At 70.3% G+C, this 25,316-nt stretch carries 28 protein-coding genes; 8 read left to right on the top strand and 20 right to left on the bottom strand.

From position 1 onward, the window contains the following. Positions 1 to 199: 199 nt before the first annotated feature. The 6 genes from ACJMNC_RS12780 to ACJMNC_RS12805 all read right to left on the bottom strand — a co-directional run bounded on the left by ACJMNC_RS12780 (position 200) and on the right by ACJMNC_RS12805 (position 5,293). The gene (locus ACJMNC_RS12780) at positions 200 to 448 is read right to left on the bottom strand and encodes a helix-turn-helix domain-containing protein (protein WP_408948332.1); all 249 of its coding nucleotides are present in this window, start codon (positions 446 to 448) and stop codon (positions 200 to 202) included. 182 nt (positions 449 to 630) lie between these two features. Next, complete coding sequence (proC, locus tag ACJMNC_RS12785) at positions 631 to 1,509, bottom strand: pyrroline-5-carboxylate reductase (RefSeq protein WP_408948333.1); 879 nt, start codon at positions 1,507 to 1,509, stop codon at positions 631 to 633. 72 nt (positions 1,510 to 1,581) lie between these two features. Further along, complete coding sequence (locus ACJMNC_RS12790) at positions 1,582 to 2,415, bottom strand: thioesterase family protein (protein WP_408948363.1); 834 nt, start codon at positions 2,413 to 2,415, stop codon at positions 1,582 to 1,584. Between the two features lie 25 nt (positions 2,416 to 2,440). Continuing rightward, positions 2,441 to 3,322: a sugar phosphate isomerase/epimerase family protein gene (locus ACJMNC_RS12795; protein WP_408948334.1), complete on the bottom strand. Its 882-nt coding sequence runs from the start codon at positions 3,320 to 3,322 to the stop codon at positions 2,441 to 2,443. Positions 3,323 to 3,334: 12 nt separating this feature from the next. After that, positions 3,335 to 4,303, bottom strand: coding sequence for a hypothetical protein (locus tag ACJMNC_RS12800; protein ID WP_408948335.1), 969 nt, complete (start codon positions 4,301 to 4,303; stop codon positions 3,335 to 3,337). A gap of 21 nt (positions 4,304 to 4,324) precedes the next feature. After that, the gene (locus ACJMNC_RS12805; protein WP_408948336.1) at positions 4,325 to 5,293 is read right to left on the bottom strand and encodes a hypothetical protein; all 969 of its coding nucleotides are present in this window, start codon (positions 5,291 to 5,293) and stop codon (positions 4,325 to 4,327) included. A gap of 124 nt (positions 5,294 to 5,417) precedes the next feature. Here ACJMNC_RS12805 and ACJMNC_RS12810 point away from each other — a divergent pair, with 124 nt between their 5' ends. Continuing rightward, positions 5,418 to 6,239, top strand: coding sequence for a hypothetical protein (locus tag ACJMNC_RS12810; RefSeq protein ID WP_408948364.1), 822 nt, complete (start codon positions 5,418 to 5,420; stop codon positions 6,237 to 6,239). A gap of 15 nt (positions 6,240 to 6,254) precedes the next feature. On the opposite strand, the gene ACJMNC_RS12815 is transcribed toward ACJMNC_RS12810, so the two are convergent. From ACJMNC_RS12815 to mshA, 7 genes are all read right to left on the bottom strand, one after another. After that, positions 6,255 to 6,944 (bottom strand): winged helix-turn-helix domain-containing protein, encoded by a 690-nt coding sequence (locus ACJMNC_RS12815; protein ID WP_408948337.1) that lies wholly within the window; start codon positions 6,942 to 6,944, stop codon positions 6,255 to 6,257. After that, positions 6,941 to 8,176, bottom strand: coding sequence for a sensor histidine kinase (locus ACJMNC_RS12820; RefSeq protein ID WP_408948338.1), 1,236 nt, complete (start codon positions 8,174 to 8,176; stop codon positions 6,941 to 6,943). The genes ACJMNC_RS12815 and ACJMNC_RS12820 overlap by 4 nt, the downstream gene beginning before the upstream one ends. Before the next feature lie 112 nt (positions 8,177 to 8,288). Next, entirely contained in the window at positions 8,289 to 8,612 is a 324-nt protein-coding gene (locus tag ACJMNC_RS12825) for a GNAT family N-acetyltransferase (protein WP_408948339.1), read from the bottom strand. 72 nt (positions 8,613 to 8,684) lie between these two features. Continuing rightward, positions 8,685 to 9,431 (bottom strand): phosphoglyceromutase, encoded by a 747-nt coding sequence (locus ACJMNC_RS12830; protein ID WP_408948340.1) that lies wholly within the window; start codon positions 9,429 to 9,431, stop codon positions 8,685 to 8,687. 146 nt (positions 9,432 to 9,577) lie between these two features. Continuing rightward, positions 9,578 to 11,182: an AMP-binding protein gene (locus ACJMNC_RS12835; RefSeq protein ID WP_408948341.1), complete on the bottom strand. Its 1,605-nt coding sequence runs from the start codon at positions 11,180 to 11,182 to the stop codon at positions 9,578 to 9,580. Between the two features lie 114 nt (positions 11,183 to 11,296). Beyond that, complete coding sequence (locus ACJMNC_RS12840; protein WP_408948342.1) at positions 11,297 to 11,833, bottom strand: YbjN domain-containing protein; 537 nt, start codon at positions 11,831 to 11,833, stop codon at positions 11,297 to 11,299. Further along, positions 11,830 to 13,167: a D-inositol-3-phosphate glycosyltransferase gene (gene mshA, locus ACJMNC_RS12845; RefSeq protein ID WP_408948343.1), complete on the bottom strand. Its 1,338-nt coding sequence runs from the start codon at positions 13,165 to 13,167 to the stop codon at positions 11,830 to 11,832. The genes ACJMNC_RS12840 and mshA overlap by 4 nt, the downstream gene beginning before the upstream one ends. Positions 13,168 to 13,354: 187 nt before the next feature. Here mshA and ACJMNC_RS12850 point away from each other — a divergent pair, with 187 nt between their 5' ends. From ACJMNC_RS12850 to ACJMNC_RS12860, 3 genes are read left to right on the top strand one after another with little or no spacing between them, the layout of a single operon-like run. Further along, positions 13,355 to 14,323 (top strand): metal ABC transporter solute-binding protein, Zn/Mn family, encoded by a 969-nt coding sequence (locus tag ACJMNC_RS12850; RefSeq protein WP_408948344.1) that lies wholly within the window; start codon positions 13,355 to 13,357, stop codon positions 14,321 to 14,323. Next, positions 14,324 to 15,154, top strand: a complete 831-nt coding sequence (locus ACJMNC_RS12855) for a metal ABC transporter ATP-binding protein (RefSeq protein WP_408948345.1) — start codon at positions 14,324 to 14,326, stop codon at positions 15,152 to 15,154. It begins immediately after the preceding gene. Between the two features lie 29 nt (positions 15,155 to 15,183). Beyond that, positions 15,184 to 16,011: a metal ABC transporter permease gene (locus ACJMNC_RS12860; protein ID WP_408948365.1), complete on the top strand. Its 828-nt coding sequence runs from the start codon at positions 15,184 to 15,186 to the stop codon at positions 16,009 to 16,011. A 33-nt stretch (positions 16,012 to 16,044) separates the two neighbouring features. Here the strand turns inward: ACJMNC_RS12860 and ACJMNC_RS12865 are convergent, their stop codons facing one another. Together ACJMNC_RS12865 and ACJMNC_RS12870 are read right to left on the bottom strand one after the other, a co-directional pair. Further along, on the bottom strand, positions 16,045 to 16,554 hold the full coding sequence (locus ACJMNC_RS12865) for a DUF2599 domain-containing protein (protein WP_408948346.1): 510 nt from the start codon (positions 16,552 to 16,554) through the stop codon (positions 16,045 to 16,047). Beyond that, positions 16,551 to 18,110: a carboxylesterase/lipase family protein gene (locus ACJMNC_RS12870; protein ID WP_408948347.1), complete on the bottom strand. Its 1,560-nt coding sequence runs from the start codon at positions 18,108 to 18,110 to the stop codon at positions 16,551 to 16,553. Before ACJMNC_RS12870 ends, ACJMNC_RS12865 begins: the two co-directional genes overlap by 4 nt. A gap of 36 nt (positions 18,111 to 18,146) precedes the next feature. Here ACJMNC_RS12870 and ACJMNC_RS12875 point away from each other — a divergent pair, with 36 nt between their 5' ends. Together ACJMNC_RS12875 and rarD are read left to right on the top strand one after the other, a co-directional pair. Then, a complete protein-coding gene (locus tag ACJMNC_RS12875) occupies positions 18,147 to 18,920 on the top strand; it encodes a LamB/YcsF family protein (protein WP_408948348.1) in 774 nt (257 codons plus the stop codon). Next, complete coding sequence (rarD, locus tag ACJMNC_RS12880) at positions 18,917 to 19,876, top strand: EamA family transporter RarD (RefSeq protein ID WP_408948349.1); 960 nt, start codon at positions 18,917 to 18,919, stop codon at positions 19,874 to 19,876. The genes ACJMNC_RS12875 and rarD overlap by 4 nt, the downstream gene beginning before the upstream one ends. Here the strand turns inward: rarD and rlmB are convergent. Genes rlmB through ACJMNC_RS12905 form a run of 5 tightly spaced genes read right to left on the bottom strand, consistent with a single transcriptional unit; the run spans position 19,806 to position 23,791 of the window. Further along, positions 19,806 to 20,765, bottom strand: coding sequence for a 23S rRNA (guanosine(2251)-2'-O)-methyltransferase RlmB (gene rlmB, locus ACJMNC_RS12885; RefSeq protein WP_408948350.1), 960 nt, complete (start codon positions 20,763 to 20,765; stop codon positions 19,806 to 19,808). The genes rarD and rlmB overlap by 71 nt on opposite strands. Positions 20,766 to 20,767: 2 nt before the next feature. Then, positions 20,768 to 22,159 (bottom strand): cysteine--tRNA ligase, encoded by a 1,392-nt coding sequence (gene cysS / locus ACJMNC_RS12890; RefSeq protein WP_408948351.1) that lies wholly within the window; start codon positions 22,157 to 22,159, stop codon positions 20,768 to 20,770. 11 nt (positions 22,160 to 22,170) lie between these two features. Then, positions 22,171 to 22,635 (bottom strand): 2-C-methyl-D-erythritol 2,4-cyclodiphosphate synthase, encoded by a 465-nt coding sequence (gene ispF, locus ACJMNC_RS12895; RefSeq protein ID WP_408948352.1) that lies wholly within the window; start codon positions 22,633 to 22,635, stop codon positions 22,171 to 22,173. 5 nt (positions 22,636 to 22,640) lie between these two features. After that, on the bottom strand, positions 22,641 to 23,309 hold the full coding sequence (ispD, locus tag ACJMNC_RS12900; RefSeq protein ID WP_408948366.1) for a 2-C-methyl-D-erythritol 4-phosphate cytidylyltransferase: 669 nt from the start codon (positions 23,307 to 23,309) through the stop codon (positions 22,641 to 22,643). Beyond that, positions 23,303 to 23,791, bottom strand: coding sequence for a CarD family transcriptional regulator (locus tag ACJMNC_RS12905; protein WP_408948353.1), 489 nt, complete (start codon positions 23,789 to 23,791; stop codon positions 23,303 to 23,305). Before ACJMNC_RS12905 ends, ispD begins: the two co-directional genes overlap by 7 nt. Positions 23,792 to 24,093: 302 nt before the next feature. Between ACJMNC_RS12905 and ACJMNC_RS12910 the strand changes: the two genes are divergently transcribed. Together ACJMNC_RS12910 and ACJMNC_RS12915 are read left to right on the top strand one after the other, a co-directional pair. Further along, entirely contained in the window at positions 24,094 to 24,801 is a 708-nt protein-coding gene (locus ACJMNC_RS12910; protein ID WP_408948354.1) for a copper-binding protein, read from the top strand. A gap of 211 nt (positions 24,802 to 25,012) precedes the next feature. Beyond that, positions 25,013 to 25,316, top strand: a 304-nt coding sequence (locus ACJMNC_RS12915) for a DUF6788 family protein (protein ID WP_408948355.1), incomplete at its 3' end; no start/stop codon positions are given.

The raw sequence follows: 25,316 nt of genomic DNA on the forward strand, positions 1-25,316 counted from the left end.
GATCCGACGACCGATTCTAGCGACCCGCAGGCAGCAGGGTGAAATCGGGCGTCGCTCCCAGCTCGACCGGACCGGTCGGAGACGGCGGGCTGGACATGTGCGAACCGGCCGGAACCACGGTGTGGACGGTTCAGGCCGGCTCGCGGTGAGCGTCGAGGCTCCTCACAGCTTCGGGTGGCGGCGAGGCCGCCGGCGGGGACTAGCCCGCGTCGAAGTACGAGGTCTCCAGGTAGTCGTGCACGGCCTTGGCGTGCACACGGAACGAACGGCCGACGCGCACGGCGGGCAGTTCACCGTTGTGCACCAGGCGGTACACGGTCATCTTCGAGACGCGCATCAGTGCGGCCACCTCGGCGACGGTCAGGAACTGCGTACCGTTCGCGTTGGCATTGGCGACACCGCGGTCGGCGAAGTCGTTCCTGTCTCCAGGCTTGTCTGCTGCAGCCATGAAAAAATAAACCTCCGGTGCACGCATCGCGGCCACCGGCTTCCCCTCCGGCGGACATAGACACGTACGTGCTGCTAGGAGCTTAACGTGGCTTGTGTGAATAGTGCGACGTGAGTGGCTAAATCGGCGGGTCGCTGCTGTGGGATGCGCCACATCGGCAGCCATCTGTGCAGGTGAGGACGTCAGGCCTCGTCGACGCCCAATTCTCCGGCGACCTGCTGACTCGAGCGAGAAGTCTCAACGTCGACTCGACGTGCGGCCTGAACACTGGTGTGAGCCGCCGCCCGGGCCGCCTCGCCCACCGCGTGGCGCAGTCCGAACCGCTCCAGCTCCCGCAGGGCGGCGGCGGTGGTGCCGGCCGGCGAGGTGACCGCGGCCCGCAGCTCCACCGGGGAGACGCCCGACTCGGAGAGCAGCAGGCCGGATCCGCGCAGCGTCTGACCTGCCAGTTCAGCGGCCTGCGGGCGGGTCAGCCCCAGTCCCACACCGGCATCGATGAGGGCTTCGACCATCAGATAGAAGTAGGCCGGCCCGGAGCCGGAGACGGCGGTCACCGCGTCCATCTGCTTCTCCGGGACCACCATCACCCGGCCGACGGTCTCCATCATCGCCACCGCCGCGGCGACCTGATCCTCGGTCGCGTAGCGGCCGGCGCTCACCGCGCTCATACCCTCGTTCACGAGCATGGGAGTGTTGGGCATCACCCGGATCACCGGCGCCCCGGCAGGCAGCGCCGTCTCGTAGCGGGTGGTGGGAATGCCGGCGACCACCGTGACCGTGATGCGCTCGCTCTCGCCCGCGTCGTCGGTGCGGGCCAGCACCCGCAGAACGTCGTCGACGGCATCGGGCTTGACCGCGATCACTGCGATCTGGGCGGTCTCGGCGGCGTCGCGCACATCGTCGGTCACCCGGACGCCGTAGTCCGCGTGCAGTTCGGCGCGGCGGGCCTCTGCGCGTTCGACCACCACCAGGTCCTTGACCGGCTTGCCCGACCGGATCAACCCGGCCAGCAGCGCCTCGCCGATCTTGCCGCCGCCGATGATCGCGATCCGTTCACTCACGTGCTCAACCGTCCTGATTCGTCTCGTCGTCGCCGGCGGTGCCGCCGGGACCGGTGTGGGGGATGCCGGGGTTCATCGTGCCGGATGCGGGATCAGGGCCAGTTGCCGGGACTGCGCCACCACCGCCCCGGTGCTGTCGAGGACCAGGTGGTCCTCGGCGAACATCGACTGCCCCACCTCTGTGCTCGATGCGGCGAAGCGCAGCCAGCCCGGTGCGGGCCGCCGCCGCAGATAGGTCGTGAGCTGGACCGTCGGCGCCCAGCCGAACATGCCCAGGTTCATCACCACCGGCGGCGAGATGTCGCACACCAGCACCGGAAAGTCCACGGCCGTCTCCGGCGGCTGCCGGTCGGCCTGCTTGGGCCGGGTCCAGCCGCGCACCTCGGGGGCGCCGGTCGCCCCGGTCGCCGCCGGGAACGACGAGGCGTCCAGGGACAGGTCCAGCACGGCCCCGAGGTGGTTCACCTCCTCGAGCACCGACCCCTCCAGGGCCAGGGCATCGGCGGCCGGCTCGGCCGGCAGCCCGCCGAGCGTGCCGGTGTCGCGGTGCAGCGGATCGCCGTCGTCGAGCCGGCCGAGGGTGACTGAGGAGGACACCATCACCCGGTCGCGCTGGAGGATGTCCACCTGCAGCACACTCACCGTGCGGCCGCGTTTGACCGGGCGCACCGCCAGCTCGATCCCGCCCGGATCGGGGGCGGCGAGATAGTCGCTGCTCACCGACAGCGCGGTCACGCCGTCGAGCAGCGCCGGATCGCTGTCCGGGGCGGCCAGGTCGTGCAGTGCGCGCCGCGCGGCGACCGCCACCACCAGCTGCAGGCTGCCGCCGTGCACCTTGGGGCCGATGGTGAACTCGGCGCCGACGTGCGCGGCGTAGCGCACGGTGGGTGCGCCGTCTCCGGACATCTCGAGCGCGGTCAGGGCGGCGAGATCAGCGAGACTGGTCACCGGTGGCTTCCTCCAATAGGTTGCGGTGCAGATGCCGCCGGGCGAACTCCAGCGACCGGGTCAGCATGGCCCGCCGCTCGGCTTTGCTGCCGGCCTCGGTGGTGTGCACCTCCAGCACCACCGCGCCGTCGAAATCGCTCGCGGCCAGGCCGCGGCAGATCTCGGCGCACGGCTGGCTGCCGTCTCCCGGGATCAGGTGTTCGTCGCGGGCCGCACCGGTGCCGTCGGTCAGGTGCAGGTGTTTGAGCCCGCCGCCCATCCGGGCGGCCAGCGCCAGCGCGTCCACCCCGGCGGTGGCGGCATGCGACAGGTCCAGGGTGTAGTTGGCGTAGCCGTGGTCGGTGGGGTCGACGGATTTGCCGAAGGCCGAGGCGTGCAGCCCGGGCAGGCCGCCGCGCTGCGCCATCCGCTGCGCGGACCGCTCCCCCGCCCCGAAGACGCGGTCGGCGCGCATGGGGAACATGTTCTCCACGGCGACGGCCACATCCGACTGCGCCTCGAGCGAACGCACCAGGTCGTCGAACGACTTCACGTAGTCGCGCTGCCAGCGGAACGGCGGATGGACGACGACGGTCCCGGCCCCCAGATCCTCGGCGGCCTGCACCGAGCGGACCAGTTTGGCCTTCGGGTCGCGGCCCCACACCCGCTGGCTGATGAGCAGGCACGGCGCGTGGATCGACAGCACCGGCACCTGATATTCCTGCGAGAGGTAGGCCACCCGGTCGATGTTCTGGCTGACCGGATCGGACCAGACCATCAGTTCCACACCGTCGTAGCCGATCTCCGCGGCGTACGCGAAGGCCGCCTCGGTGTTCTGCGGGTACACCGAGGCGGTGGACAGCCCGATCGGTATCTCGGTACGCACTCCGGCGGCCGCCTACACGAGCATGACGAGCGGGCCGATGGTGATCAGCAGGCCGACGCCGAGCGCGAGCAGGGTGGTCGGCAGATCCCGTTTGCGCAGCGCATAGGTGAAGGTGACGATCGCGAAGATCACCAGGACGGCCAGGATCAGCGCCAGGTAGATGTACTCCTTCCAGAGCACGGTGAAGCCCCAGAAGATGCCGGCGCCCACGGCCAGGCCCAGCACCACTTCGCCGATCAGCCCGAGCCAGCCCCAGATCGCGGCGCGCTCGTGCGGCTGCTCGTCCTGCGCGGCGAGCAGCGCGTTCTCGTCGTCGGTGGCCTCGGCCACCTCGGCGGCGCTGGCCAGATGGTCGCCGGCGGGCTCGTCCGCGTCGGTGCCGGCGGCTCCGGTCTCGAGGGACCCTGCATCGAGAGCTGCAGTATCGAGAGCTGCAGAATCGTCGACGCCCGAGTCGAGGGCCCCGGTGCCGGCGGTCACGGTGCCGGCGTCCAGGGCACCGTCGCCGTCTCCGACGCGTGCGATGGGACCGGTGGAGGCGACGTCGATGTCGGTGAAGCCGTCCGCCGTGAACCCGTCCGCAGCGGTGGCGTCCGCAGCGGCTCCCCCGTCTGCGGCCGGAGCCGCGGGCAGGTCCTCACCGAGCAGGTCGTCGGAGGGAACCGGACGCACCGGCTCCTCGTCGTCCCCGCCGTCGGTCACCACCGGGATGATGCCGGTCACCGCGTTGGTCGACCGCACGTAGTCGGGCATCCCGGAGGCGCCGAGCACCCTCGAAGCCGTCTCGTCGGTCTTCTTCTCAGTCGACGAGGTGTACGAGGGCATGCCGGATGCCGTCGCCCCCGTCCCGGAGTCGGCGTCGGTCGAGGCCGGGCGGACCCGCATCGACTCCGATCGGGGGAAGGCCGCGTCGCTGTTGCTGCGGGCGATCAGTTCCTCCACAGAGATCGGCTGCGAGTCGGGATCGCGCTTGGAACCCATACGTGACAACTCCATCCTCAGTTACGTGGTGTGCGTCCCCGACGGGACTCCGATCAGCGTATCGGTGGGCTCGGCGTCGAGCCGCTGCAGAATCGCACCCTCACGCAGAGCCCACGGACATATCTCGAGTGTATCGGCTCCCAGAGCACGCATTGCGGCCTCGGCGACCAAGGCGCCGGCCACGAGCTGCGGGGCGCGGTCGGCGCTCACGCCCTCGAGTTCGGCGCGGTCGGCGGTGGTCATCCGGGAGATGAACGCGGTCAGCTGCCGCACCCCGTCGAGGGTCAGCGTGCGCCGCACCCGTGGTCCGGCCCCCGACGGCGCGGCCCCGGTGAGCCGCGCCAGCGTGCGGAAGGTCTTCGACGTGCCCACCACCAGATCGGGTTTGCCGGCCGATCGGAGCTGCTTGGCCGGGGCCTTGAGCTCGGAGTCGAGCCAGTCGCGCAGCACCGCGATGCGGCGCCGGTCCGGCGGATCCTCGGAGATCCACTGGCGGGTCATCCGGCCGGCGCCCAGCGGCAGCGACAGCGCCACATCCGGTTCCTCGTCGACGCCGTTGGAGATCTCCAGCGAACCGCCGCCGATGTCCAGGGCCAGGATGCGCCCGGCGCTCCAGCCGTACCAGCGGCGCACCGCCAGCGAGGTGAGCCGGGCCTCTTCCACCCCGGTGAGCACCCGCACGTCTACGTCGGCGGCCTTCTTGATCCGGGCGAGCACCTCGTCGGTGTTGACCGCATCGCGCACCGCCGAGGTGGCGAAGGCCATCACCTGCTCGCAGCCCGAGGAATCGGCGATGCGCTGGAAGTCGACGATCGTCTCGACCAGCGAGTCGGCGCCCTTGCGGGTCATCCGGCCGTCGTCGTCGATCTGTTCCGCCAGTCGCAGAACCGCCTTGGTGGAGCTCATCGGGGAGGGATGTCCCCCCGGAAAAGCATCCACGACGAGCATGTGCACGGTGTTGCTGCCCACGTCGAGCACTCCAAGCCTCACGCGCCCAAACTACTGCCTGCGGGCCGGTCCCTGCAGCGCGACCCCGGCACCGGGACGCATCGGCCGGGGGGAAGCGACTACCTTGGGCGCTGTGTCTGAGCACCTCGCCGGCCCCGATCTGCCCATCGCGCCGGCCCCGGAAGTACCTCTCGACTTTCCGCGCGAGTGGTACGAGTTCTTCGATCCCGCCGACCCGGAGCATCTGATCAGCGTGGATCTGACCTGGCTGATGTCGCATTGGACGTGCGTCTTCGGCACCCCGGCCTGTCACGGCATCGTCGCCGGCCGGCAGCCCGACGGGTGCTGCACGCACGGCGCCTATCTGACCGACGAGGACGACCGGGAGCGTCTCGCCGCCGGGATGGCCCTGCTCACCGAGGACGACTGGCAGTACTACGCCAAGGGTTCGGGGAAGGATCCGCTCGGCAAACGCGGCTATCTGACCGAGTCCGACGTCGACGGCGAGCCGGCCCTGAAGACGCGCACCGTCAAGGGCGCCTGCATCTTCCTGAACCGGCCCGGCTTTCCGGCCGGGCAGGGCTGCGCCCTGCATGCGGTGGCGTTGCGCCGCGGCCTCGAGCCGCTGACCGTCAAACCCGACGTGTGCTGGCAGCTGCCGGTGCGCCGCGAGCAGGACTGGGTCACCCGGCCGGACGGCACCGAGATCCTCAAGACCACGATCACCGAGTTCGACCGGCGCGGCTGGGGCGAGGGCGGCCACGACCTGGACTGGTACTGCTCGGGATCGCCGGAGGCGCACGTCGGCGCCGAACCGGTGTACGTCTCGTATGCGCCGGAGCTGACCGAGCTGCTCGGCGAACCGGCCTACCGCGAACTGGCCCAGGCCTGCCGGCGGCGCGGGCAGCTGGGAATCGTCGCCGTCCATCCGGCGACCGCCGCAGCAGCCGGCCGTAGGGACGGTGACATCAAATACGAGCAGCTCTGAGCCGCCCGCGCGGGCTCACGGCTCGAACTTGTAGCCCAGCCCGCGCAGCGTGATCAGGTGCCGGGGGTGGCCGGGATCCGGTTCGATCTTCGACCGCAGCCGCTTGACGTGCACATCGAGGGTCTTGGTGTCGCCGACGTAGTCCGCGCCCCACACCCGGTCGATGAGCTGGCTGCGGGTGAGCACCCGGCCGGCATTGCGCAGCAGGTATTCGAGGAGGTCGAACTCCTTGAGCGGGAGGGTGATCTCGGTGCCGTCCACACTCACGGTGTGCCGCTGCACGTCCATCCGCACCGGATCCACCTCCAGGACGCCGGCGGACTGCACCTCGTCCTCCACTGCGGTGGCGCCGCGGCGCAGCACCGCCCGGATGCGGGCGATCAGCTCACGTGCCGAGTAGGGCTTGGTGACGTAGTCGTCGGCGCCGAGCTCGAGGCCCACCACCTTGTCGATCTCGCTGTCGCGGGCGGTCACCATGATCACCGGCACGCTCGAACGCGCCCGGATGGACTTGCAGATCTCGGTGCCGGACACTCCCGGCAGCATGAGGTCGAGGAGAACGATGTCGGGTCCGACACGTTCGAAGGTCGACAGCGCCTCCGCGCCGTCGTTGACGATGCTGGCCTCGAAACCCTCCTTGCGGAGCAGGAAGGCCAGCGGATCGGCGAGGGCTTCTTCGTCTTCGACGATCAGTACGTGCGTCAAGGCGTGCGATCCTCCGGTTCAGGGGGCGAAACTTCAGGGGGCTGGTTCCCGGTGGTCCGGTCCTGCGGGTCCGGGACATCGGGGGTGTCCCCGACGGGTATGTAGAGCGTGAAGGTGGATCCGGTGCCGGGCCGGCTCCACAGCCGGATGTGGCCGTCGTGGCTGGCGGCGACGTGTTTGACGATGGCCAGACCCAGTCCGGTGCCGCCGGTGGCCCGGGAACGGGCCTTGTCCACCCGGAAGAAGCGCTCGAAGACGCGCTGCTGGTCGGCCTGCGCGATGCCGATGCCGCGATCGGTGACGGCGATGGCCGCCATCGGCTTGCCGTCGATCTCGGCGAGCCTGCGCGACACCGACACCACCTCGCCGACCGGCGAGTGGTTGATCGCGTTGACGATGAGATTGTTCAGCGCCGTCATCAGCAGGGTGCGGTCGCCCGAGACCACCATGCCGGTGCCGGCGTCGGAGACCAGCTCGATCTTGGCCACTTCGGCGCTCACCGCGGACGAGCTCACCACATCGTCGACGAGCGCGTCGACGTCGACGACGGCGAACTCCTCGGTACGACCCTCCTGCAGTTTGGACAGTCCGATCAGTTCGTTGATCAGATTGCCCATCCGGGTGCTCTCGCTGAGGATGCGGCGGCCGAAGTGCGCGACCGCCTCGGGGTCGTCACGGGATTCGAGTACCGCCTCGGTCATCAGGCTGATGGCGCCGAGCGGGGTCTTCAGCTCGTGCGAGACATTGGCCGCGAAGTCCCTGCGGGTGGCCTCGACGCGGATGTTGGTCGAATCGTCGTCGCCGTAGACGAGCGCGTACCGGGAGGTGCCGTGCTCGACGAGCCGGACCACGCAGCGCACGTTCTCCACGGTGCGCGGCATGCTGCGGCCGGTGGCCACGAAACCGAGCGCGGACACCGGGGGAACGAATTCGAAACGGCGGTCTCCGCCGGAGGCGAAGATCTCCGAGACCGCCTCGGCGATCGGGTCGGCCAGCACATCGCGGAGCATGCCCAGTTCCACCGCCCGGCGGTTGTAGAGCACCACCGAGTGATCCTCGCCGACCACGGCCATTCCGGATTCGGCGTTGGTGACCAGCAGGTTCAGCAGACCGCCGCGGGAGAGCGCACCGTCGGAACCGAAGGTCAGGGCGTCGTTGTCGACCAGAGCCGGACCGGTCGAGCCGGGTGCGGATGCCGGGCGCCGGCGATCGGATCCGCTGCTCTGAAACACATCCGCAGTGTACGGCGGTTCACGAGACGATGGCGAGCCGGGACAGTGCGATCACCCAGCTGTTCACACGCAGTTCGCGTGAGTGAATCGGATGTGAACGACCGCGCCCGGATCAGCGGGCGCTGACCACCAGGTCCGAGTATTCGGGGTGCTTCTCCAGGTAGCGCACCACGTACGAGCAGACCGGCACCACCTTGTTTCCGCTGGCGCGCACGTCGTCGAGCACGTGGCGGACCAGATCGGCGGCGAAGCCGCGGCCGCCGAAGCGGTCGTAGACGACGGTGTGGGTGAGGGCGATGCGGTCGCCGTCGGCATGACCGGCGTCGCGGGTGTAGTCGAGGTAGCCCACCTCGAGCGTCGTGCCGTCCTCATCGATGTCGGCGCGGTAGCGCTCCTGGTCCACCAAATGAGTCACCGTGATCGATCCGTCAGCCATAGATCCAATGTATCCCAATACCGGACGACGGCGCAGACGCTTGTCCAGGCGATCGAACGCCCTGACCGGCAGCTACTTCTGCTCGCCCTGGGCGGCCACGGCGGCGGCACCGGCGGCTGCGGCCTCCGGGTCCAGGTAGACCCCGCCCGGCGTGATCGGCCGGAGGTCGTCGTCGAGGTCGTAGCGCAGCGGGTTGCCGGTGGGGATGTTCAGCCCGGCGATGTCCGCGTCGGAGATCCCGTCCAGATGCTTGACCAGCGCGCGCAGCGAATTGCCGTGTGCGGCAACCAGAACCGTCTTACCGGCCCGGATGTCGGCGGCGATGGTCTCGGCGAAGTACGGGATCAGGCGGGTCACCACGTCCTTGAGGCATTCGGTCAGCGGCACGTCGATGCCGGCGTACCGCGGATCGCCCACCTGGCTGTACTCGGCGTCCGGGTCGATGGCCGGCGGCGGGGTGTCGTAGCTGCGGCGCCAGAGCATGAACTGCTCGTTGCCGTACTTGTCCTTGGTCTCGGCCTTGTTCAGGCCCTGCAGGGCCCCGTAGTGGCGCTCGTTGAGGCGCCAGTCGCGGACCACCGGGATCCAGTGTCGGTCGGCCTCGTCGAGGGCCAGCTGCGCGGTGATGATGGCCCGGCGCAGCAGCGAGGTGTACAGCACGTCGGGCAGCAGGTCGTGCTCGACGAGCAGCTGCCCGGCACGCACGGCCTCGGCGCGGCCCTTGTCGGTCAGGGCCACGTCCACCCAGCCGGTGAACTGGTTGGAGGCGTTCCACTCGCTCTCGCCGTGCCGCATCAGGATCAGGGTGCCGTTGCTCATGGGTCCAAGTTTCGCATATCGCCGCCGCCGCGACCTCTCCGACGTCCGTCCCCGCACCGGTGATCACTCCCGGTCGGCCCGGATGCGGACGGCGCCGCAGATCGTGACGCAGACGGGTCACGATCCACGGCGCCGCGGCGGGCCGGTTACTTGCGCAGATCCTTACGCAGGATCTTGCCGGAGGCCGACTTGGGGATCGCCGGGATGAACTCGACCTGGCGCACCTTCTTGTAGGGCGCGACGCGCTCGGCGGTGAAGGCGATGACCTCGTCCTCGGTGAGGGTCTTGCCCTCCTGGACCACCACGAAGGCCTTGGGCACCTCCTCGCCGTCGGCGTCGTGGCTGCCCACGACCGCCACGTCGGCGATGTCCGGGTGGGTCAGCAGCAGCGCCTCGAGCTCGGCCGGCGGCACCTGGTAGCCCTTGTACTTGATCAGCTCCTTGAGCCGGTCGACGATGGTGACGCAGCCGGCCGCGTCGACGGTGGCCATGTCACCGGTGTGCAGCCAGCCGTCGGCATCGATCGTCTCGGCGGTGGCGGCCTCGTTGTTGAGGTAGCCGACCATGATGTTGGGCCCCTTGACCCACAGCTCGCCGGGCTCGGAGGCGCCCTCGGCCGGGAGGGCGACGTCCTCGCCGGTGCCCGGGTCGACGATCCGGTTCTCGGTGTTGGGCACGGCCCAGCCCACCGACGACAGCGGCGCGATGGTGCCGCGGGTCTTCTCGCCGCGATCGAACGGGATCAGGTGGGTCACCGGGCTGGTCTCGCTCATGCCGAAGCCCTGCAGCATGGTCAGGTCGAGCCGGGCGGCCACCGCATTGCCCAGTTCCTCGTCCAGCGGTGCGGCGCCGGAGAGCATGGTGTGCAGCGAGGACAGATCGTAGTTGTCGATGATCGGGTGCTTGGCCAGAGCCACGGCCACCGGCGGGGCGATGTAGGCGAAGGTGATCTTGTGCGTCTGCACGCTCTCGAGGAACTCGACCAGATCGAAGCGCGGCATCACCAGCAGCTGCGCCCGCGCACCGAGGGAGGCGTTGAGCAGCACCGTCATCCCGTAGATGTGGAAGAACGGGAGCACCGCGAGCACCACGTCGTCGGGCGTGAGGCCCTGCAGCGGCCGGATCTGGGCCACGTTGGCCACCAGGTTGCGGTGGCTGAGCATGACGCCCTTGGGGTTGCCGGTGGTGCCCGAGCTGTACGGCAGCACCGCGATGTGGGTGGCCGGATCGAAGCTCACATCCGGGGCGCTCAGGCCGGCGCCGAGCAGGTCGGCGGCGTTCGGGTGACCGGAGACGGCCTGCCCCTCGCCGTCGAGGATGATCACCTCGGCGTCGGGCAGGCCCACCTCCTTGGCCGCCTCCAGCGCGGCCGGGGCCAGCGCCGAGATGGTGATGATGGTCCGGGCCTTGGAGTCGCGCAGCTGCTTGGCCACCTCGGGCGCGGTGAACAGCGCGTTGACCGTGGTGGCGGTGGCACCGGCGCGCAGCACCCCGTGGAAGACGGTGGCGAACGCCGGAACGTTGGGCGAGAGGATGGCCACCACGTCGCCCACGCCCACCCCGCGGGCCGCCAGCGCACCGGCGGCGGCGTCGATCTGGCCGACGAGCTGCCGGTAGGTGGTGGTCGAGCCGCTCTTGGAGTCGATCAGCGCGGTGCGGTCGAGGTCCGCCTCGTCGATGGTGCCGAACAGATAGTCGTAGAGACTGACGTCCGGGATCTCGACGTCGTCGTAGGGACTGGAAAAGCTCATGAACACCCTCCGTAGATGATTGCGGTCAGCCGATCGTAACAATGTGTGTTGTCAGGGTTACCCCGGTCACCCGCACACCCGCCACGCCCGGCTGTCACATCAGAGAGTAGTCCCCTACAGCGGCCCGATTTCGGGCAGATCGGACTCGTCGATCAGGTGGGCGAAGGCCTGCAGGTTGGCCAGCGATTCCCCGCGCGCCACCCGCCACGCCCATTCCCGCCGGATGGAGGTGAGGAAGCCGATCTGCAGGATCGTGTTGAAGTCGCCGTCCGCGGCCTCGAGCACCTGACCGAGGACCCGGTCGATCTCGTCGCGGGTCAGCGCGTCCACGCTGATCCGCCCGATCAGGTAGATGTCCCCGATGTTGTCGAGGGTGTACGCCACCGCGTAGAGCCGCCGGTTCCGCTTGAGCAGATAGCGGTACACGGCCTCGTGGTTCTCGTCGGGCCGGCGGCAGACGAAGGCCTCCACCCGCACCCCGTGCGGCCCCGCGGTGAGCAGCACCGTGGTCTTGAGTTTGCGCTCGCCGGGCAGTTCCACCACCACGTGCTCGGCCTTGGCACCGCCGGCGTCCTTGCGCACGTAATCGATGCCCGACTCGGTCAGGGCCTGCTCCAGGACCGCCAGATTGTCCTCGTGCGAGGTCGTCATCCCGCCACCTTCGATCGGTTCTTGATCCACCGCCGCCGCCGGCGTGACAGCGCCGACGCCGGCGGCAACGCCTGTGCCGCGGGCGTCGGGAAGTCCCCGATCGCCCGCCCGTACGACTCGAGCAGCTGGTCCACGGTGTGCTCCCAGGAGAACCGCTGCGCATGAGCCACGGCGGCCGCACCGTAGCGCCGGCGCCGCTGCGGGTCGGCCACCAGCGAGGCGAGCCGCTCCGTCCACCGGCCGATGTCGTGTCCGGCCACCAGTTCGCCGCTCACCCCGTCGGCGACGGCGACGCTCAGTCCGCCCACGTCGGCGGCCAGCACCGGCACTCCGCAGGCCTGCGCCTCCACGGCCACCAGGCCGAAGCTCTCCGAGTGACTCGGCACGGCCACCAGGTCCGAGGCACGGTACACCTGCACCAGCTCGGCCGGCGGCTGCGGCGGCACAAAGGTCACCCGGTCGGAGATGCCCAGCTGCGCGGCGAGCTCGATCAGCGCCTCGGGGCGTTCGAGTCCGGTTCCGGACGGCCCGCCGACCACCAGCAGCCGCAGGGCGCCGCCGGCGTCGGCACGGATCAGCGGGGCGATCGCCGCCATCAGCACGTCCGGCGCCTTGAGCGGCTGGATGCGGCCGACGAAGGTCACGATGGTCTCGTCCTGGGACAGTCCCAGCCGGGCCCGGGCCGCCGCCCGGTCCCCCGGCGAATAGCAGTCCAGGTCGGCCCCGGGGGTGACGATGTCCACCTTGGCCGGATCGGCGGCGTAGAGCCCGGTCAGTTCGGCCGCCTCGGTGGCGGTGTTGGCGATCAGCCGGTCCGCCTCGGCCACCACCTGCTGTTCGCCGATCACCCGGCCGACCGGTTCGGCGGTGTCGCCGTCGGCCAGCGAGGCGTTCTTCACCGCGGCGAGGGTGTGCGCGGTGTGAACCAGCGGCACGCTCCACCGGTCCCGGGCCAGCCAGCCCACCTGACCCGACAGCCAGTAGTGCGAGTGGATCAGGTCGTAGTAGCCGCGGGCCTGCGCGGCCTCGGCCCGCAGCACCCCGGCGGTGAAGGCGCAGAGCTGCCCGGGCAGATCGCGTTTGTCGAGGCCGTCGAACGGCCCGGCCACCACGTTGCAGACGGTCACGCCGGGTGCCGCGGCCACCAGCGGCTCGTCGCTCGAGCGGGTGGCGCGGGTGAAGATCTCCACCTCGATGCCGCGGCGCGCGAGCCGCGTCGCCGTCTGCCACACATAGACGTTCATGCCCCCGGCATCACCGGTGCCGGGCTGAGCAAGCGGCGAGGTGTGCACCGAGATCAGTGCCAGCCGTCGCGGCATGGGGTCACCGGTCATGTCCTCCAGGGTAGGCATCGGCGCCGCGGGCCGCGGCCCGCGGTCGCAAAAGCCGGCGCGTACTCATGCGTAATCGACGATTAGTGCACGTGGGCCACCACTCCTACACTCATATCGGTAACCATTTTCATTTGCTCCGGAGCAGCCCGTCCGGTGGTCTCCGCTACGCCCGAAAGCAGGTTCAACGATGCGTTCCCGGCTCCTGACTCGCGTGGCCGCCGCCGCGGCGGCGGTGACCGCCCTGGCCACCGTCACCGCGTGCAGCGACGACGGCCCGGCCGCCACCACCGACCATCCCGTCGTGGTGGCCTCCACCGACGTATGGGCCTCGGTGGCCCGTGCCGTCGGCGGCGACCACGCCGAGGTGATCGCGCTCTACAACTCGCCCGACGGCGATCCGCACGAGTTCGAGCCGTCCCTCGCCGACACCGCGAAGATCAAGGACGGCAACGTCCTGGTCTTCAACGGCGGGCATTACGACGCCTACTTCGAGACCGCGGCCGCCGACGCCGAGGGCCACTCGGTGAACGCCAGCGCCGTGCACGAGGGCAAGGACCCCGACACGCACGAGGAGCACGATCACGAGGGAGACGATCACGACGGCGAGGCTGGCCACCACCATCACGCCGACGGCGAGAACGAGCACGTCTTCTACGACCTGCCCACCGTCGCCGAGGTGTCCGAGAAGATCGCCGACGCGCTCGCCGAGGTCAATCCGGGTGAGGCCGACTACTACCGCACCAACGCCGACGACTTCGTCGCCGGCATCGACGGCCTGAACCAGCGGCTGGCCGCGATCAAGAAGGCCCACGACGGGACCGAGGTGGCCGCGACCGAGCCGCTGGCCACCTACCTGCTCGAGCAGGCCGGCCTGAAGGACATCGCCCCGGCCGCCTTCACCGCGGCGATCGAGAACGGCCAGTCGCCGTCGGCGGCCGACATGGCGGCTTTCACGGACCTGCTGACCGATCATCGGGCCAAGGCGCTGATCTACAACACCCAGACCGTGGATCCGGCCACCGAATCGGTGCTCGGTACCGCGCGCCGCGCCGGCGTTCCGGTGGTAGAACTGACCGAGTCCCTGCCGGCCGGAGTTACCGACTACCTGGTGTGGCAGGGCGATCAGATCACACAACTGGAGCAGGCCCTCGGCTAGATGAGCACAACGCAGTCCCCCGCCGACCCGGTCGTCGAGTTCTCGTCAGCCACGCTGACGCTCGGAGACCGGGTCCTCTGGCGTGATCTGAACCTGTCCGTGCGGCCCGGCGAGTTCGTGGCGGTGCTCGGCCCCAACGGCTCGGGCAAGACCACCCTGCTGCGGGCGATTCTGGGCCAGGTGGCCCTGTCCGCCGGCTCGGTCTCGCACCGCGGCACCCTCGGCTACATTCCGCAGCAGCACGCCGACGACTCGGACACCATGGCGCTGCGCGGACGCGACCTGGTGGGCTTCGGTGTGGACGGCGCCCGCTGGGGCATGGGCCTGCGCGGGCTGCGGCGGCGCCGCGCCCTGGTCGACGCCGCACTCGACGAGGTGGACGCCCGGCGGTACGCCGACTCCCCGCTGGGCCTGCTCTCCGGCGGCGAGCAGCAGCGGCTGCGGCTGGCCCAGGCGCTCACCAAGGATCCGTCGGTGCTGCTCTGCGATGAGCCGCTGGCCAGCCTCGACCTGAAGAATCAGCGGATGGCGGTGGATCTGCTCGACGCCCGGCGCCGGCGCAGCGACACCGCGATCCTGTTCATCACCCACGAGATCAATCCGGTGCTGCCCTTCGTCGACCGGGTCCTGTACCTGGTCGACGGCGCCTTCCGGGTGGGGCCGGTCGACGAGGTGATGACCTCGGCGACGCTGTCCGAGCTGTACGGCAGCCGGGTCGACGTGGCCGAGGTGGGCGGCCGCCTGGTGGTGATCGGCGCCGACAGCGAGCACCACTGCGAGGACCACGGCTACGACGAGGCCGCCGGTGCCGGCACGGTGATCGTCCGGTGACCGCCGCCTCCACGCCGCTGGCGGCGCGGATGGGCGACTTCTGGAACTTCGACCAGACCGCCGATCTGCTCAGCCGCGGCTTCGTGCAGAACTCGCTGATCGCGCTGGCGCTGCTCGGCCTCATCGGCGGCCTGCTGGGCCCGATGATCGTCGCCCGGCAGCTGAGCTTCGCGGTGCACGGCGCCTCCGAGCTGTCGTTCACCGGCGCCGCCGCGGCCATGCTGGCCGGGATCAGCGTCAACACCGGTGGTGTGATCGGCGCCGTGGTGGCGGCGGCGGTCTTCGGCTTCCTCGGCAACCGGGCCCGGGAACGCGATTCGGTGATCGGGGTGGTGATGGCCTTCGGGCTGGGTCTGGGTGTGCTCTTCCTGCACCTGCACGGCCGCACCGGAACCGGCTTCGCACTGCTCACCGGACAGTCGGCCAGCATCACCGACGAGGGGCTGCGGGCGGTGGCGATCACCGCCGCCGTGGTGGTCGTGGTGCTCGCCGTGATCTACCGGCCGCTGCTCTTCGCCAGCCTCGATCCGCGGGTGGCGGCCGCCTCCGGCGTGCCGATGCGCACCCTCTCGGTGGTCTTCGCGATCCTGGTGGGGCTGGCCGCCGCACAGGGCGTGCAGATCATCGGGGCGCTGCTGGTCATGTCGCTGCTGATCACCCCGGCCGCCGCCGCGGCCCGGCTCTCGGCCAATCCGACGGTGGTGCTGGCGCTGTCGGTGCTCTTCGCCGAACTGGCCGCGGTGGGCGGGCTGATCCTGTCGCTCGCCCCGGAACTGCCGGTCTCGGTGCTGGTCACCACGATCTCGTTCGTGATCTACCTGCTCTGCAGGCTGTTCGGCCTGCGCGCCCGCAGCTGACCGGGCGGGCGCCGGGCACCGCTCGCAGGCCCGCTACTCTTCCTCGCCGAAGCCCGGGTTGCAGCGGCTGGCGATCATCTCCGAGTCATCGACCACGGGCCGCCCCGGTTCGAGGTTCCAGCTCGGCTTGTCCGGGTCCACCAGCCTGGCGAAGGTCCAGTGGCAGTCGAACTGGGCGCGCATACCCGGGGTGTCCGCGTCCGGCTCCGCCGCCAGCACCTCCTGCCAGGCCTCCGCACCGGCCGACTCGCCGCCCGTATGCCGGCCCGCGAGCGTGGGCTTGATCTGCAGGCTCGGACCGACATCGGTCTGCACCCAGTCGACGCGATAGATGTACGGCGGCGGCAGCGCCACCGCCGTCGCCGGCGACGATTCGGCAGTTGAAGAATCTACGGCGGACGAACCGGCGGAAGAGGACCGGGCGGGAGAAGTACCCGTCGCAGACGACCCGGTGGCGTCGTCGCCGGCGCCGCAGCCGGCCAGCAGTCCCGTGGCGGCCGCCGCGACGGCGATCGTCCCCACGACCGTGCGGTGGAGCGTCACACCGATTCCATGAAAGCCAGGTGGACCCGCTCCCACGCCGCCCGGCGCGGACCGTCCGGATCGTCGTGGACGCGCGGCTGCTTGTCGATGACCAGGACCTTCCGGTTCTCGGCGGAGTAGCGCGGCCAGTCCTCGGCGGGCACCCCCGTACGGGCGAACCAGGTCCAGCGCGACTGGACGGCGGCGGTGACCTGTTTGGCGGCCTGCCAGTTCCCGGCCGCCGCCAGCGGCGCCCCGATCGGATGTCGGTACATCCCGAAGACCGCGAACAGTTCGGTGGCATGGGTGGCGCCGATCCCGGAGGCCTTGAGCAGCGGTGGCGAATAGTCGTAGCGGTAGACGTACACCGGGGCCCGGCGGCCGTGGTGCTCGGCGAAGATCATCGTCGGCACCCAGAACACGGCGTCGGCGGAGAGCCGCACCTGGTCCTTGCTGCCCGGGTAGAGCCGGTCGATCTCGGCCTTGATCTCCGGGTCGTGCACGCCCACCAGGTAGTGGGTGGGTTTGGGCAGCAGATCCCAGAACCGGGCGAACAGCTCGCCCTCGTCGAGATTGCTGCCGGTGATCAGCGGGACCGGCAGCGTCGACCCCTCCATCGCGGCCTGCACCGGCGGCAGCGGCAGGTACTGTCCGTCGACCACCGGGGCGAAGGGCATCGGTTCACTGAGCCCGGCCTTGGCGGTGAACTTGAGCAGCTGGTGGGCGGCCTTGAGCAGTTGCGACGGGCTCGCACCGTCGACGACGGCGGCCACCTGCGCCGGATCCAGCGGCGGCTCGGTGCGTTCGGCGCCGGCCCGCCGCGACGGGTCCATCAGCAGCCGGACGTATTCGTCGGCCAGCAGCTCCGCGGTCTGCTTGCGCACCACCAGGTCGGCGGCCGGCGACTGGGCGATGGCTCCGGCGAAGAGTCCCTCTGCGGCCGGGGTGGACAGCAGCGCGAGCACCGCCGAGCCGCCGGCGCTCTCCCCGAAGACCGTCACCCGGTCCGGGTCGCCGCCGAAGGCCGCGATGTTGCGCTGCACCCATTCCAGGCCGGCGATCATGTCCTTGAGTCCGGCGTTGGAGTCGAAGGTCCGCTCGGCGGTGGAGTAGCCGCTCAGGTCCAGGAAGCCGAACGGGCCGAACCGGTAGTTGACGGTCACCACGATCACGTCACGGGCCCGGGCCAGGAAGGAGCCGTCGTAGATCGGGGTGGACGTGCCGCCCAGGATGTAGGCGCCGCCGTAGTTGAAGACCATCACCGGCCGCGGCCGGTCGTCGACGGCCTCGGGCGCGAAGACGTTCAGCGACAGGCAGTCCTCGCTGGTGGGCTGGAAGGTGTTCGGCCCGCGGGCGGTGAACAGCTTGTCCTGGATCGGCACCGGACCGTAGTCGTGACATTCGAGCACGCCCTCCCAGGGGGTGACCGGTTGTGGAGCCCGCCACCGCAGTTCGCCCACGGCGGGCGCCGCGAACGGGATGCCCTTCCAGGAGACGGTGCCCTTCGCCAGGCCGCGTCCGCGCTTACCCTCGATCGTCCCGTCGGCCAGTTCGACGACCGTGTTCTGCAATGCCATGATTCCGACCATACTGACCGGGCCTACCCTGGAGGCATGCCGACTGGAGCTGGTGTGTCCCCGACCGGCCCGAGCGCCGGGTCGATCGACCTGAACGCCGACCTCGGTGAGGGTGTGGGCGACGACGCCGCGATGATCCCCCTGGTGTCGAGCGCCAATGTGGCCTGCGGCTTCCATGCGGGCACCCCGACCATTCTGCGCCGCACCTGCGAGGAGGCGGTGGCGGCAGGCGTGCGGATCGGTGCGCAGGTCTCCTACCCGGACCGGGACGGCTTCGGCCGCCGGTTCATGGACGTCGATCCCGACGATCTGATCGCCGACGTGCTCTTCCAGATCGGCGCGCTCACGTCCATCGCCCGCTCGGTGGGCGGCAGCGTGGACTACGTCAAACCGCATGGCGCGCTGTACAACGCGATCGTGCGGCACGAGGGTCAGGCGCGGGCGGTGGTGACGGCGGTGGCCGACGCCGGCCTGCCCCTGCTGATCCTGCCCGGCTCGGCCGCCCAACGACTGGCCGCCGATGCCGGGGTCCCGGTGCTCACCGAGGCCTTCGCCGACCGCGCCTACACCGCCGAGGGCACCCTGGTGCCGCGCAGCGCGGCCGGCTCGGTGCTCACCGACAGCGCGGCGATCACCGCCCGGGTGCTCGATCTGGTGCGCTACGGCGAGCTGACCACCGTCGACGGCGGCCGGATCGCTGTCCACGCCGATTCGATCTGTCTGCACGGCGACACCCCCGGTGCCGTCGAGCACGCCCGCGCCGTGCGGGCAGCGCTGCTCGAGGCCGGCGTGACCGTGCACGCCCGGTGACCCGCCGTCGGGCCGCGGTGTCGGCCTCCGGCGCCGGCGTGCTGGCCGGTTTCGGCGCATACGGCCTGTGGGGGCTGTTTCCGCTCTACTTCCACGCCCTCGAGCCGACCGGCGCGTGGGAGATCCTGGCCAACCGGATCGGCTGGACGGCGCTGCTGTGCGCGGTGGTGCTGGCGGTCCGGCGCGACTGGTCCTGGTTGGGCCGTCTGGTCACTCAGCGCCGGCTGCTGATCGGGGTGGCGGTGGCCGCCGCGCTGATCGCCGTCAACTGGGTGGTGTACGTGGCGGCGGTGACCTCCGGGCACACCAGCGACGCCGCCCTGGGCTACTTCCTCAATCCACTGGTCACGGTGGCCCTGGGGGTGGTGGTGCTGCGTGAACGGCTGCGGCCGCTGCAGTGGCTGGCGGTGCTGATCGGGGTGGTCGCCGGGCTGTACCTGTCGGTGGCGGCCGGAACCTTCCCGCTCACCGCACTCACCCTGGCGTGCTCGTTCGGGCTCTACGGTCTGGTGAAGAACAAGGTGGGCGCGCATCTGCCGGCCCTGCACAGTCTGAGCCTGGAGACCTTCCTGCTGCTGCCGGCGGCCGCGGTGATCCTGGTGCTGGTGGCGACGGTGGGTCCGGGCCTGGACTTCGGCCGGCACGGACCGGTGCACACCGCTCTGCTGGTGGGCAGCGGTGTGGCCACCGCGATCCCGCTGCTGCTGTTCGCGACTGCGGCCCGGCGCATCCCGCTGGTGACCGTGGGCCTGATCCAGTTCATCACCCCGATCATTCAGCTGATCTGCGCGGTGACGGTGCTCGGCGAGCATCTGCCGGTGCAGCGCTGGGTGGGTTTCGGAATCGTCTGGGCGGCACTGGCGGTGCTCAGCGCCGACGCCCTGCTCAGTGCGCGGCGGCGCGGCGTTGCCGGGCGAACTCGGCGAGCACCACACCCGCCGCCACCGACGCGTTGAGCGACTCCACGTCGCCGGCCATCGGGACGGACAGGATGGTGTCACAGTTCTCCCGGACCAGCCGGGACAGCCCCTTGCCTTCGGAGCCGACCACGATCACCACCGGCCCGGTGCCGTCGTAGTCGTCGAGGGTCACATCCGCGTCGGCGTCCAGGCCGACGATCTGCGCGCCCTTGTTCGCCCAGTCGACCAGGGTGCGGGTCAGGTTGGGGGCCTGCGCGACGGGCAGCCGGGCCGCCGCCCCGGCGCTGGTGCGCCAGGCCACGGCGGTGACCGAGGCGCTGCGCCGCTGCGGGATGAGCACCCCCTGCCCGCCGAAGGCGGCGACGCTGCGGATCACCGCGCCCAGGTTGCGCGGATCGGTGATGTTGTCCAGGGCCACCAGCAGCGGCGGGTTCGGGGAGGCCAGGGCATCGTCGAACAGATCGTCGGGATGCGCATAGCGGTACTCGGGAACCTGCAGCGCCATCCCCTGGTGCAGTCCGTTGGTGGTGAGTCGGTCCAGCTCCGGTTTGCTCGCCTCGAGGATGGCGATGCCCTTGTCCCCGGCCACCTGCACCGCCTCACGCACCCGGTCGTCGGCGTCGATGGTGCTCATCACGTACAGCGCGGTCGCCGGGACCCCGGCGCGCAGGCATTCGACCACGGGGTTGCGGCCGACGACGTACTCGTGACCGTCGTCCTTGCGGCGCTGACTGCTGCGCGCGGACTGCGCCTTGGCCGCCGCCTTGGCCTTCTTGTGCGCCGGGTGATAGACGCGGTCGACGGCCTTGGGCGTGGCACCTCGGCCCTCGAGCCCGCGGCGCCGCTGCCCGCCCGAGCCCACGGTCTGGCCCTTCTTGCTGCCGTCCTTGCGGACGGCGCCCTTACGCTTGGAATTGCCGGCCATGCTCAGTCCTTCCGCTGCAGCGCCCACTGGGCGCCGTCGGGGGTATCGGTCACCTCGACGCCGGCTTCGGCCAGCCGGTCGCGCACCTCGTCGGCCACGGCCCAGTTCTTCTCGGCGCGGGCCGCAGCCCGCCGCTCCAGCTCGGCCCCGACCAGCACGTCGAGGGCGGCGGTCGCGGCCTCGTCGGTGCCGTCGGCGTTCCAGTGCGGGTCGAGCGGATCGGTGCCCAGCACGCCCATCATGGCGCGCACCTGGGCGGCGATCGCCGCCGCCGCGGCGCCGTCGCCGGATTCGAGTGCGGTGTTGCCCTCCCGGACCGCGTTGTGCGCGGCCGCCAGGGCGGCGGGGACCCCCAGGTCGTCGTCGAGGGCTGCGGCGAAGGCCTCGTTCACCTGCCCCACCGGGACCGCGCCGACGCGTTCGCTGACCCGGCGCACGAAGGATTCGATGCGCCGGTAGCCGGCGGCCGCCTCGTGCAGGGCGTCGTCGGAGTATTCGAGCATCGAGCGGTAGTGGGCGCTGCCGAGGTAGTAGCGCAGTTCCACCGGGCGCACCTTCTTGAGCATCGCCGGGATGGAGACCACGTTGCCCAGGGACTTGCTCATCTTCTCGCCGGCCATGGTGACCCAGCCGTTGTGCAGCCAGTAGCGGGCGAAGCCGTCGCCGGCGCCGTGGCTCTGCGCGATCTCGTTCTCGTGGTGCGGAAAGATCAGATCCATTCCACCGCAATGGATGTCGAACTCGCCGCCGAGCAGCGAGGTGGACATGGCCGAGCATTCGAGGTGCCAGCCGGGCCGGCCGGGACCCCACGGGGTGGGCCAGGACGGCTCACCCGGCTTGGCGGCCTTCCACAGGGTGAAGTCCCGCGGATCGCGTTTGCCGGTGCCGGCGCTCTCGCCCTGGTGCACGTCGTCGAGGCGGTGCCCGGACAGGGCGCCGTAGTCGGGCAGGCTCTGCACGTCGAAGTAGACGTTCCCGTCGGCGACGTAGGCGTGGCCGCGCTCGAGGAGCCGGTCCATGTACTCGACCATCTGGGTGACGAATCCGGTGGCCCGCGGTTCCGCCGACGGCGGCAGCACCCCGAGGGCGTCGTAGGCCCGGGTGAAGGCGCGCTCGTGGGTGGCCGCCCACTCCCACCACGGCCGGCCGTTCTCGGCCGCCTTTCGGAGGATCTTGTCGTCGATGTCGGTCACGTTGCGCACGAAGCGGACGTCGTAGCCCCGGTAGTCCAGCCAGCGACGGAGCACGTCGAAGGCGATACCGCTGCGCACGTGCCCGATGTGCGGGACGCCCTGAACGGTCGCGCCACACAGGTACACCGTCGCGATCCCCGGCTGAAGGGGGACGAAGTCGCGGATCTCGCGGGCAGCGGTGTCGTGCAGGCGTAAGGTCACGACCTGCAAGTCTACTTGAGGCCGATCAGGGCTGTCGCCACTGCGGCCAGACCCTCGCCGCGGCCGGTCAGCCCCAGCCCGTCGGTGGTGGTCGCCGAAACCGAGACCGGTGCGCCGAGCAGCTCGGACAGCACCTGCTGCGCCTCGTCGCGGCGCGGACCGATCTTGGGCCGATTGCCGATCACCTGCACCGCCGCATTGATCGGCGTGTAGCCGTTCTGTTGGAGCAGGGTCCGCACGTGGGTGAGCATCTCGGCGCCGGTGATCCCGGCGTTGTCGGACCGGCCCACGCCGAAGACGCCCCCGAGGTCGCCGAGTCCGGCCGCCGAGAGCAACGCATCGCAGAGTGCGTGCACGCCCACGTCGCCGTCCGAGTGTCCGCTGGCGCCGTCGGCGTCGGGAAAGAGCAGCCCGACCATCCAGCACGGCCGGCCCGGCTCGATCGGGTGCACATCGGTGCCGATACCCACACGCATGCTCGTCAGTCCTGTTCCCGGCACAGCAGCCGCGCGATCCGCAGATCGAACGGGGTGGTGATCTTGAAGGCCTCGTCGTCGCCGGGCACCACGTGTACCGGTACCCCGAGCGCTTCGACCAGGCCGGCGTCGTCGGTCGCGTCGCCGCCGCGCTCATGGGCCCGGCGAAGTATGGGTGCGGTGAAGCCCTGCGGGGTCTGCACCGCGCGCAGTTCGCTGCGGTCGACGGTGCCGAGCACCCGGTCGCCGTCGGATCCGACGCGTTTGAGGGTGTCGGCCACCGGCAGTCCGGGCACCACGGCCGGCGCCCCGTCGCGCAGCGCCTGCACCACCGCGGCGAACAGCCGGGGCGGGGTCAGGGCGCGGGCGGCATCGTGGACCAGCACCAGGTCGGTGTCGGCGGCGGCGAGCCCGGCGCGCACCGAATCGCTGCGCTCGGCTCCACCGGCCACCACGACGGCCTCCGGCAGTTCCGTGCGCGTGCGGTCGACCAGGTCCGGCGGCACCATCACCACCAGCCGGTCCACCACTCCGGAGGCCAGCGCCGCGTCGACGCTGCGCCGGAGCAGGGTGCGTCCGGCCAGTTCCACGAAGGCCTTCGGCGTCTGCCGACCCAGCCGCACCCCCATTCCGGCGGCCGGAATGAGGGCGGCGACCGAGCCTCCGGTCAGGATGCCGCGGCCAGGATCTCGTCGAGCAGGCTGTCGGCCCGCTCGTCGTTGGTGTTCTGGGCCAGCGAGAGCTCGTCCACCAGCACCCGGCGGGCGCGGGTGAGCATCCGCTTCTCTCCGGCCGACAGGCCACGGTCCTGCTCTCGGCGCCACAGATCGCGGACGATCTCGGCGACCTTGATGATGTCCCCCGAGTTCAGCTTCTCCTGGTTCGCCTTGAAGCGGCGGGCCCAGTTGGTCGGCTCCTCGGTGTGCGGCGCGCGCAAGACCTGGAAGACCTCGTCGAGGCCCTCTTCGCCGACCACGTCGCGCACACCCACGTACTCGACCTTGCTGGAGGGGATCTGAACTGTCATGTCACCGTCGGTAACCTTCAGGACCAGGTATTCGACCTCTTCACCCTTGATGGTCCGAACGACGATGTCTTCCACCCGAGCAGCACCGTGATGGGGATAAACAACGGTGTCGCCAACTTTGAAATTCAATGTTCCGTGCCCCTTTCGAGTGTTACCAGTCTAACACGGACCCTCCGACGCCTCCGCCAACGGTGCAGGTCAGACGGTGGAACCAGCGCATAGCACGGGGTGGCAGCGGGTGCCGGCACCCCCGGACCGGGTCCGCCGACACCACCGGGCCGCCCCACCGTCGTGGCCGGTCAGCGGAATTTTCGGGCCAATGTACCCACCCCGTATCACTTTTCCCGATCGCGCCCACTACGCTGCGTAGTGCAGGGTTACCCATCACGTGCTCGCCGCGCGTGAATCACCTTCGGAGGAATCAGGTGTCAGTGCTCACTCGAACCACCCGCCGTATCGCTTCGGCCACCGCGATCGGCGCGCTCGGCATCGCGATCGCGCTCGGCACCACCGCCTGCGGCGCGGGCAAGATCTCGCAGACCAACAACCAGGCTCCGGCGGTGAACGGCGCCAACGGCAACATCATGCTCGGCGACGTCTCCGACGACGGGGTGGCCGAGGACGAGGCCGAACTGGCCGGCAACTCGATCGCGCTGCGCAATGTGCAGGTGATGTTCCCGGTGGACAAGGCCGACCAGGTCTTCGGTGAGGGCGGCCCGTTCAAGATCAACTTCACGATCGCCAATGACAGCCCCGTCTACTACGTCAAGCTCACCGGCATCAAGGCCCCGCAGGGCAAGGTCGAGTTCGTCACCGATGCGGGCCGCAGCACCTCCCCCGGCGACGCCGGCAAGATCGGCCCGGGCGGACACCTCACCGCGGGAGTGCCGTCCAACGTCTCCACCGAGCAGGCCGAGCAGGACGGGATCTCCCGCCTGGACGTGGAGGCCACCGGCACCGGCAGCACCATCGCGGCCGGCCTGACCGTCCCGCTGACCTTCACCTTCGAGGTCACCGGCCTGGACGGCAAGAACCCCCAGACCAAGAGCACCACCGTGAACACCCCGGTCGACTCCACCGCGATCGACGAGCGCGCCGACGTGGTGCGCGACCGGCAGCCGGCCGAGGGTCACCACTGACCCGGATCACGGCGCGCCGGCGACCGGCCGAACCGACGCCTTCGGGCCCCGATCGAGCAGCGATCGGGGCCCGAAGTGCATCGACGGCCCGGCCCGTCGGCCTGTGACCGGGGGTGTGAGACACGTTTGTAGGTTGCGGGGGTTTGGCCAGGTCGGCTTCTAGTCTGGTTGTGTCTTTAACAACCAGGCAGGTGGTGGAACAATGTCGTGTGTGTCGTTGGAAGATCTCGAAGCCGAGCGTGAGCGGTTGCTGCGCGAGTTGACCGAGGTCGGTGATTTCCGGCGGGGTTCGGTCAGCGTGAACTATCGGCGTGGCGGCAAACCGAATTGCGTATGTGCCGATCGGGACAATCATCCTGGTCACGGGCCACGTTTTCTGTGGACTCGGTCGATGCCGGGCCGGAAGACGAAGGGCCGGCAACTCGCGCCGGGTGAGGTCGAACGGGTCCGCGCCGAGGTCGACAATTATCACCGGTTCACGCAGGTCTGTGAGCAGCTCGCGGAGGTCAATGAGG

Source organism: Gordonia sp. VNK21 (genome assembly GCF_046098115.1).
GTDB lineage: Bacteria > Actinomycetota > Actinomycetes > Mycobacteriales > Mycobacteriaceae > Gordonia.